9 protein-coding genes and 1 pseudogene are annotated in these 8,862 nt (G+C 40.4%); all 10 read left to right on the top strand.

Annotated elements, in window-relative coordinates; all coding sequences use genetic code 11:
- Window positions 1-327: pseudogene (locus BLS28_RS29890) on the top strand (hypothetical protein); the annotation flags it as partial.
- 228 nt (window positions 328-555) lie between these two features.
- Entirely contained in the window at window positions 556-1,146 is a 591-nt protein-coding gene (locus BLS28_RS29885; RefSeq protein ID WP_091176408.1) for a TetR/AcrR family transcriptional regulator, read from the top strand.
- A gap of 144 nt (window positions 1,147-1,290) precedes the next feature.
- Window positions 1,291-2,145 (top strand): oxidoreductase, encoded by an 855-nt coding sequence (locus BLS28_RS29880; RefSeq protein WP_091176405.1) that lies wholly within the window; start codon window positions 1,291-1,293, stop codon window positions 2,143-2,145.
- A gap of 38 nt (window positions 2,146-2,183) precedes the next feature.
- Window positions 2,184-2,927, top strand: a complete 744-nt coding sequence (locus BLS28_RS29875) for an SDR family oxidoreductase (protein WP_091176403.1) — start codon at window positions 2,184-2,186, stop codon at window positions 2,925-2,927.
- Between the two features lie 151 nt (window positions 2,928-3,078).
- Window positions 3,079-3,420, top strand: coding sequence for an ArsR/SmtB family transcription factor (locus tag BLS28_RS29870; RefSeq protein WP_090524524.1), 342 nt, complete (start codon window positions 3,079-3,081; stop codon window positions 3,418-3,420).
- Window positions 3,401-3,865 carry an SRPBCC family protein gene (locus tag BLS28_RS29865; protein ID WP_091176413.1) on the top strand — a complete coding sequence of 155 codons (465 nt, stop codon included), beginning with the start codon at window positions 3,401-3,403 and terminating at the stop codon, window positions 3,863-3,865. The genes BLS28_RS29870 and BLS28_RS29865 overlap by 20 nt, the downstream gene beginning before the upstream one ends.
- 340 nt (window positions 3,866-4,205) lie before the next feature.
- Window positions 4,206-4,814 (top strand): GIN domain-containing protein, encoded by a 609-nt coding sequence (locus BLS28_RS29860; RefSeq protein ID WP_091176400.1) that lies wholly within the window; start codon window positions 4,206-4,208, stop codon window positions 4,812-4,814.
- 116 nt (window positions 4,815-4,930) lie between these two features.
- On the top strand, window positions 4,931-5,653 hold the full coding sequence (locus BLS28_RS29855) for a head GIN domain-containing protein (protein ID WP_091176397.1): 723 nt from the start codon (window positions 4,931-4,933) through the stop codon (window positions 5,651-5,653).
- 90 nt (window positions 5,654-5,743) lie between these two features.
- Window positions 5,744-6,727, top strand: a complete 984-nt coding sequence (locus tag BLS28_RS29850; RefSeq protein ID WP_091176395.1) for a c-type cytochrome — start codon at window positions 5,744-5,746, stop codon at window positions 6,725-6,727.
- A gap of 470 nt (window positions 6,728-7,197) precedes the next feature.
- Window positions 7,198-8,556 carry a trigger factor gene (gene tig / locus BLS28_RS29840; protein WP_091176391.1) on the top strand — a complete coding sequence of 453 codons (1,359 nt, stop codon included), beginning with the start codon at window positions 7,198-7,200 and terminating at the stop codon, window positions 8,554-8,556.
- The last annotated feature ends 306 nt before the right edge of the window (window positions 8,557-8,862 follow it).

Raw genomic sequence — 8,862 nt, 5'->3', positions numbered from 1 at the left:
GACCGTTCAGGGAAAAAGAACAAAAGTAAAAGTAAGGGTAAACCGGCCGTTGGGCAAATATTCAAACAAATGGCCCATGGATTATTGAACAGCAAGTATATCGGCTGGGGTTCATTTGCAAGAAGATTAAGAGGCAGAAAAGGTCCGGCAATAGCTATTAAAGCAACGGCCAGAAAACTGGCCGCTCAATACTGGCGTTTAATTGTAAAAGGAGCCGACTTTGTGGAAAAAGGGCTGCAAGCCTATGAAAATATCATTAAGGAACAGAAACAAAGGCGATTAGAAAAACTCGCCTTTGAATTAAATAGGGAACTTGTACCTGCTTAAATTATTATGTCATGGGTAGGTCCTCGAAGCATGGTGGGCGAGGCCTCTGCGCGCGACCCTCCGACAAGCTCAGGGTCACAGGCCTGTTATTCATAATGTAATTTTACCTTCAGGGTCCGCGGATTTAAACATTTACAAACCCTTCCTTCATCCTAATGTCATCAAACAAAATATAATTTCTATTTTAGACTTTTTAGTCGAATTTTGATTCGTTAAACAAAAACAACAATGGGCAAAGCAGAAAGAACCAGGCAATTCATTATCGAGACGGCAGCGCCGATCTTTAATGAAAAAGGTATAGCCGGTACTACCATTGATGATATTTTGGCGGCAACAAAAATGGCTAAAGGTGGGCTTTATGGTCACTTTGAAAGCAAGGACGAAATTGCCAGCGTAATGGTTAATTATCTGCTCGATAAATTGAGCGACAAAGTAAACACTGTTATGGCTAAAGAAAAAACAGCCATTAAGAAAATCCATGCCTTTATTGATATATATAAAGACCCGATAGATTCATACATAGAAGGTGGCTGTCCGATACTTAATTTTGGTGTTGAGGCCGATGATAATAATCCTGTCCTTAAACAGAGACTTAAAGCAATGATTGAGGCAGGGCAGAAGGACTTTGTTGAGATCATCAATAAAGGCGTTGCTGATGGCGAAATATCCCCTGAAATAAACGCCGCAGATTATGCACTCAAAATGTTTGCACTGCTGGAAGGCGGGATGCTGGTATCAAGGGTTACCGGAAGCAGTAGATATATGAACAGCCTTGTACGCATGCTTAAAACCGAATTAAAAGAATACGAGTTGAAATAATTTTTTTTTGATTGATAACAGACTTTTTGGTCGTTTTTAATCAGAGGCAATGAAGATAAATACAATAACCGGGAACGGGTTTTTTTTAATGACAAAAACGACTAAAAAGTCTAAAAAATAAAGCACAATAAAACAAACAACATCATGAAAACTCAAAAAGTAATATTAGTAACCGGCGCTTCAAAAGGCTTTGGTTTAGAGATAGCAAAAACAGCATTGGCCGCAGGTGATAAAGTAATAGCAACCGTGCGCAGCAAAGCCGATCAGCTTGCCACCTCATTAAATGATAATCCTAACCTATTGGTTGTTACTATGGATGTAACCAATGAAGCACAGGTTAAGGCTGCAGTTGCCGAAGGTTTGCTCCGTTTTGGTAAAATAGATGTGGTAATCAATAATGCAGGTTACGGCATTGTGACTGCCATTGAAGAAGCTACAGATGCCGAAGTAAAGGCACAGTACGAAACCAATGTATTTGGCCTGCTTAACGTAGTGCGTGCTGTGTTACCTCATCTGCGCGCCCAAAGATCAGGTCATATCATCAATGTTTCTTCCCTGTTTGGCTTTGATGCCATACCTGGCTGGGCTTTATATGGTTCTACAAAATTTGCGGTTGAGGGAATTTCAAAAGGCCTTGCCGTTGAGCTTGCACCGCTTAATATTAAAGTAACTGTGGTGGAACCGGGTTTGTTTAGCACCGAGTTCTTGAGTGCCGAATCATACAGCGCCGCAAAAAACGTCATTGATGATTACGCTGCTACTGTTGGCCCAATGAGGGCAGGAGCAAATCAGCTACATGGTAATCAACCTGGCGATCCAAGAAAACTAGCCAGGGTGGTAGTTGATATCGCTCATAATGAAAACCCTCCGCTGCACCTACCTATTGGTAAAGATGCTGTAGGCATGTATAAAGCCAATGCTGAAAAAACAAGCGAAGAAATTGATCAATGGATTGAAGTATCAACCGGTACCGACCATGATCATGTTGCAGCAAACTAATTAATCACACCATTCACTCAACAATAAATAAAAATATCATGTCAATAAAAAAAATAGCCTTAATTACAGGCGCAAATCGCGGTATAGGTTTTGAAACCGCCAAACAATTAGGAGAAAAAGGTGTGGCCGTTATAGTGGCTGCCCGTAAACTAAGCGCTGCCAAAGAAACTGCGACCCAATTAACCGAACAAGGGATTGAAGCATACGGCGTTCAACTGGATGTTACCAATGCCGGTGAAAGAAAAGCAGTTGCTGCTTACATCGAAAAACAATTTGGCAAACTGGATATCTTGGTAAATAACGCCGGTGTCGGTCCTAAAGAAGATGATCTTTTTGTTAAAAAGACCGTTGCTACAACCGCCGATGAATTTGAATATATCTTTAATACCAACCTGTTTAGCATTGTATACCTTACTAACGAGTTACTTCGGCTGCTTAAAAAGAGCGATGCCGGTCGTATAGTTAATCTTTCAAGCATTTTAGGTTCATTGACATTGCATGCAACTGAAGGTAGTCCGATAGCTGATTTTAAACGTTTATCATACGCTGCATCAAAAACAGCTCTGAATGTGTTTACCGTTCTTTTGGCCGACGAGTTGAAAGGCACTAAAATTAAAGTAAACTCGGCCCATCCGGGTTGGGTACAAACAGAACTGGGTAGCGTTGAACATGCACCCATGACTGTTCCTGACGGCGCCAAAACCAGTGTTGAACTGGCACTTATTGGCGAAGATGGCCCTAACGGCCGTTTTATTCACCTGGGGGAAGAACTGCCATGGTAAATTGAACTGACCTCAAATTGTTTTCTGGAGCGTCGTTACCTTTAATAGGGTGGCGACGTTTTTTGTTTTTTATTGAATAAAACTATTTTCAAAAAATACTTGCGCAAGCAAATGCTTGCATTTATATTTGCAAGTACTTACTTGCGTAATTATGAAAGCCAGACGAGATGTTTACCAGGCGATAGCCGACCCCACCCGAAGAGCGATTATCAATATGATTGCTGCACAGCCGCATAACGTGAATGCGATAGCTGCAAACTTTGATGTTACACGGCAGGCAATTTCACTGCATATCCAGATCCTGGCCGATTGCGGTTTGATAAACGTTAAACAGCAGGGCCGCGATAGGGTCTGCGAAGCCCGGCTTGATCAGCTTGGCGAAATATCAGTTTGGGTTGATCAATATCGCCAGCACTGGGAAAATAAATTGGATAATCTTGAGAAATATGTAGTAAACCTAAAAAATGAAAGAAATGGAAAACAATCAAAGTAGCACTGCAGATCGTGAACTGCGCTTAACCAGAACTTTAGATGCCCCGGTTGAGCTGGTATGGGAAGTTTGGACCCAACCCGAACATATTGCCCAGTGGTGGGGGCCCAACGGCTTCACTAATACCATTAGTAAAATGGAAATTAAACCTGGAGGAGAGTGGGATTTGGTGATGCATGGCCCCGATGGGACAGATTATAAAAATAAGAGTGTATTTAAAGAAGTTATTCCACTTAAAAAGATAGTATACGAGCATGTCAGCAGTCCGAAGTTTGTTGCAACCATTGAGTTTGACGAACGGGGAGAGCAAACCTTTTTGAGCTGGCACATGCTTTTTGAAACGCATGAGCAGTTTGTACAGGTAGTAAAAACATTTAAAGCTGATGAAGGCTTAAAGCAAAACATCGAAAAGCTGAACCTGTATTTAAAAGGTGTGAGGAAGGGATAAACTCTATCGGAGGTGACATAGATATCTTCTTTTGTTAATGTATAAAGCGTTATTGAACAATAACGCTTTTTGCGTTTATAGCAGCCCCAATTAAAGAGGGTTTCGAATGGCATTAATAGCATTGCCGTCATCATTTTTCATCTGCACATCTGAAATCTGCATATCTGCGCACAAAAATTCTTCCGCTGTTTACCGATGTAATTCCGCTGTTCGCCGACTAAAACCCGGTGTACATCTAATTAGCCCGAAATGCCTGTAACGTTTTAAAAATGGGGGCGTCTTATCTGTGTATTAAATGAAATAGAAACACAAATAATTGACAATCAAAATATTAATTATCATGAAAACTACAATATTAACAATCGCAACCTCTTTAGTTTTAGCACTTGGAGTATCAACTGCAGCTAACGCAGCAACCAAAAAAGATAACGGCGCAGCCGTAGTTTTAAACAACGTAAGCAAGATCAATAAGATCGAAGTTCGCGGTAACGTTGAAGTATATGTATCTGCCGGCGATAACGACAATGTTAAAGTTTATAACCAATATTACTCAGAAAGCGCATTGGTACAAAACAACAACGGTACCTTACGTATCACCTCGTACAAAAACGAAAAACTGGTAGTTTGGGTAACTGCAAATGATCTTAAAGCTATCAATGCTTATGACAATGCCGAAGTTAAATCATTCGGAAAACTTGCAGCCCTTGAGCTTAACGTTAATCTTTATGACAATGCATCTGCTAAATTAAATGTTGATACTTATGCTGCAACAGTAAACGTTAATGACAAAGCTAAAGCCGAGTTTACCGGTACTGCCGATGTTTACACTCTGAACCATACCCGCGAATCATTTGTAAATAATAACGCATTTGCAGCCGTAAACTTTACAGATAAGGTAACCAACGCTCCTGCTAAATACACCGTTGAAAACGAATTTGCAGGTCTTTAATATCTTACTTTTACAAAAGTCCATCATATATTCAAAAGCTATCATCTAAAATGTGATAGCTTTTTTTAATTTTGATGTAACACTAAACTGCCAACCGGCGTCATAACATCAAAACCATGAAAAAATACCTTTTTACCTTCACTATAGTAAGTGCTTTTGTAGCTACCGGCATATTATCATCATGCAATTATAGATGTGTGCACGGCTCAGGAAATCAAACTACGGAAAAGCGCAAGGCCGAAGATTTTAAAAAAGTTGAGATCTCGGGCGCTTTTAAAGTACACCTGAAACAGGATAGTTCGTTAACTATCGATATCAAAGCCGACGATAACCTGATCAAATATATTTCAACTTCGGTTGAAGGTGGTGTATTACATATTAAATCAAAAAAGAATTTCTGCGATCCTGGTGATATGGTTATTAACATCGGCGTGAAAAACCTTGAAGAAATTAAAGCTTCGGGTGCGGTTGAAGTTAATTCTAATGGCAAGGTCAACGCTAAAGATTTCAAGCTTGATCTTTCAGGTGCTACTAAAGTTACGCTTGACCTTAACGCGGCCAATGTTTCAACCGATGGCAGTGGCGCCACAGAAGTACACCTTACAGGCCAGGCTGCATCGCACAAAATTGACCTGAGCGGAGCCGGTAAAGTAGACGCCTTTGATTTTGTTGTTGGTGACTATGATATTGAAACATCGGGCATTGGACATTGTAAGATCAATGTGCTTAAAACACTGAATGTGCATACCAGTGGTGCTTCCGAAATTGAGTATAAAGGTTCCCCATCTACCGTGAATAACGATAAATCGGGTGCTTCATCTATCAAAAAAGTTGACTGATCGACCTTATAATAATTAACGGAGAGGCCGGGGATATAACTAATTCGCGGCTTTTTTTGATTTTACAACCTATCACTAGTAAAAATTTGAATGAAAAAGTTTTTAAAATGGACGGCCTATACAATTATAGCGCTTGTTCTTGTTGCTGTTGCCGGCGTCTCTTACATAACCCTGGCATTGCCTAATGTGGGCCAACCCGAAGCTATTAAAGTTGATGCCACGCCACAACGCATTGCCCGCGGCAAGTATCTGGCCAATAATGTAACGGTTTGTCTGGATTGTCATTCTATCCGCAGTTGGGATAAATTTGCAGGCCCTTCAGATTCTACAGTTTCCGGTGCCGGCGGTGAAAAATTTGATGCTTCAGCAGGTTTCCCCGGCACGGTTTATTCGCCTAATATTACTCCTTTAAACCTAAGTAACTGGACTGATGGCGAAATCTTCAGGGCAATGACCACTGGTGTTAAAAAAGATGGGTCGGCTATATTTCCGATAATGCCATGGCCTTATTACGCAAAAATGGACAGGGAAGACCTTTATTCCATTATAGCCTATATACGCACCTTAAAACCGAGCGGCAAAAATTATCCGGGTCATCAGCTCGATTTTCCGCTGAATGTTATTGTGCATACCATGCCGCAAAAAGCTGCGTTGGGTAATATCCCAAATCCGGAAGACACTGTTAAATATGGAGCCTATTTGCTTAACGCCGCGGCCTGTAAAGAATGCCACACGCAATCAGATAAAGGTAAATTGAACGAGGCTATGGCTTTTGCCGGCGGACAAGGTTATATAGTACCCGGTGGAAGCAAAGTGTTTTCAGCTAATATTACGCCCGATAAGGAAACAGGCATTGGTAGCTGGACAAAAGAGCAATTTGTAAGTCGCTTTACTCAATTTGTCAATGGTAAAATGCAGCCGGCACCGGTAAAACCGGGCGAATTTCAAACCATTATGCCGTGGTGGAGATATGGCAGCATGAAAGTGTCCGATCTGGAAGCAATTTACGCTTATTTGAAAACAATAAAGCCCATCAGTAACCACGTTGTAAAATTTGAAAGGAATGGGAAATAGATTGGGGGTTGGTTGGGTTTAACGCCCGGTTTGATGGGTAGTGCGGTTAGCAGTGTTAGGGATTGCAGCGGAAAGCCCACGGCGTTGTGTAGGCCTACGCGCGTGGGCCTGGGCGAGTATTTGCAGCGTGATCCCGGGCCGCAGGCAACGCCCATATTATGGTCTGAATCCGAATTTATTGAATTAAAGAATGTACCAGAAATGATAGGCAAGTTCGCTTGTTTTCAATCAATTTTAAAAAATGGTTTAATTCGGGTTCACACAAACACAGGTTCAGACAAATTTATATGCTATTATTATGTTGCCCTGCCGTTAAACCCTTTTAAAAGCTGCTTCATTTTCCTTGAAAACAATATAAAATCAAGCGCTAATTAAAAATAAATTCATACTTTTGCGCCTCGAATTTTGTATAGCACGGATTAGGTTTTAGGCTATATTTCAAAGGATTAAATTAAATACCCGGTAAAAAGATGAATATTACACAGGAAAAAATTAATGACCTGAACGCAGTTGTTAAAATTAACATCAACCCTGAAGATTACCAGCCACGTGTTGAAAAAGCTATAAAGGAAAACGCTAAAAAAGCAAAAATTCCTGGTTTTCGCCCGGGCATGGTGCCTGCATCGCACATCAAAAAAATGTACGGCAAAAGCATCCTTGTTGATGAGATCAACAACCTGTTACAAGATACTTTAAATAACTATATCGACGAGCAAAAACTGGCTGTATTGGGTCAGCCATTGCCTGCTGCAGATGATAACAAAGAATACAACTGGGATTTTGCCGATAACTTTGAGTTTAGCTATGAATTAGGTTTAGCTCCTGAGTTCAGCATCGACTTTTCATCAAAAGATAAATTAACCCAATACGTAATCAAAGTTGATGACGAAACGCTGGCTTCAAGGATCAAAAATATCCGCCGCAGCTATGGCAAAATGACAAATCCTGACGTATCGGCAGATGATGACGTTCTTTACAGCGAATTGGTTCAACTTTCGGCCGATGGTAGTGTTTTTGAGGGTGGAATAACCAATACAGCGTCTGTACGTTTAGATCAGATCAAGGATGAAGCAATCAAAGCTTCACTGATCGGTTTGAAAAAAGGCGATGTGTTAACATTCGATATTCGTAAAGCTTTTGATAACGACGCAGCTAAAATTGCCGGTTTATTGAAAATTGAAGAAGACGATGCAGCTGATTTAAGAGGCGATTTCCAATTAACTGTTAAAAACGTTAACCGTTTAGAGGAAAGTGATCTTAACCAGGAGTTCTTTGACAAATTATTTGGTGAAGGTACTGTAACTACCGAAGAGGAGTTCACAGCTAAAATTACTGAAGAACTTGAAAGCATGATGGTTCAGGATGCCGACCGCAAATTGCAGGACGACATGTACAAACTGGCTATCGCTAAAGTTGATTTCGCCCTTCCTGATGAGTTCCTGAAACGTTGGTTAAAAGCAACTAACGAAAAACTGAGCGACGAGGAATTAGAAGGCGGTTACAACGATTTTGCTCAAAACCTGAAATGGACTTTGATTGAAAACAAGATCATTACTGATAACACAATCGAAATTAAATATGAAGATGTGTTTGAATTAGCTAAGATCCGTTTAGATCAGCAGTTCAGGATGTACAGCCCGACTGCTATCCCTGAGGATCAATTAGGCCAGTACACTGTTCAGTACCTGCAAAACAAAGACAACGCTAACAAGATATTTGAAGAGGTAAAAGCATTAAAGGTATTTGATTATATCAAAAATGTGATCACTTTAGATAAGCAGGATATCCTTTACACTGATTTCAGTGCATTGGTTACCGCAGCACAGTAAGCAGTTTTTCAATCGCCCTGAAAAGGGATAGATTTTATAGCATATTCACCAAAAGCAACTCAAAAGGTTGCTTTTGGTGTTTTATGTGTCGTTAAGATTATATGTCATTGCTTCGTCGCTACGCTCGCAATGACATAAGAGAGTATCTGCCCGATGTTGGTATTTTCACCAACATCTTCCTGCCGACTCTACTGTTAGTTTTGACCAAAAAAAATCAGGTTTAGTCACGTAGGCCTCATCAAAAAATTACGTAATAAAAACTATCTTGCAAAAAATCTATTGAACTAAAAACTATATTTATCGCGG

Source organism: Mucilaginibacter gossypii (assembly GCF_900100945.1).
In the GTDB taxonomy this organism is placed as follows: Bacteria; Bacteroidota; Bacteroidia; order Sphingobacteriales; family Sphingobacteriaceae; genus Mucilaginibacter; species Mucilaginibacter gossypii.
This window is presented reverse-complemented; position numbering and strand designations above follow the sequence as displayed.

Excerpts from the sequence above, each read along its gene's own strand:
- BLS28_RS29885 (WP_091176408.1), top strand. The coding sequence starts at position 556 with ATGGGCAAAGCAGAAAGAACCAGGCAATTCATTATCGAGACGGCAGCG.
- BLS28_RS29880 (WP_091176405.1), top strand. The coding sequence starts at position 1,291 with ATGAAAACTCAAAAAGTAATATTAGTAACCGGCGCTTCAAAAGGCTTT.
- BLS28_RS29875 (WP_091176403.1), top strand. The coding sequence starts at position 2,184 with ATGTCAATAAAAAAAATAGCCTTAATTACAGGCGCAAATCGCGGTATA.
- BLS28_RS29870 (WP_090524524.1), top strand. The coding sequence starts at position 3,079 with ATGAAAGCCAGACGAGATGTTTACCAGGCGATAGCCGACCCCACCCGA.
- BLS28_RS29865 (WP_091176413.1), top strand. The coding sequence starts at position 3,401 with ATGGAAAACAATCAAAGTAGCACTGCAGATCGTGAACTGCGCTTAACC.
- BLS28_RS29860 (WP_091176400.1), top strand. The coding sequence starts at position 4,206 with ATGAAAACTACAATATTAACAATCGCAACCTCTTTAGTTTTAGCACTT.
- BLS28_RS29855 (WP_091176397.1), top strand. The coding sequence starts at position 4,931 with ATGAAAAAATACCTTTTTACCTTCACTATAGTAAGTGCTTTTGTAGCT.
- BLS28_RS29850 (WP_091176395.1), top strand. The coding sequence starts at position 5,744 with ATGAAAAAGTTTTTAAAATGGACGGCCTATACAATTATAGCGCTTGTT.
- tig (WP_091176391.1), top strand. The coding sequence starts at position 7,198 with ATGAATATTACACAGGAAAAAATTAATGACCTGAACGCAGTTGTTAAA.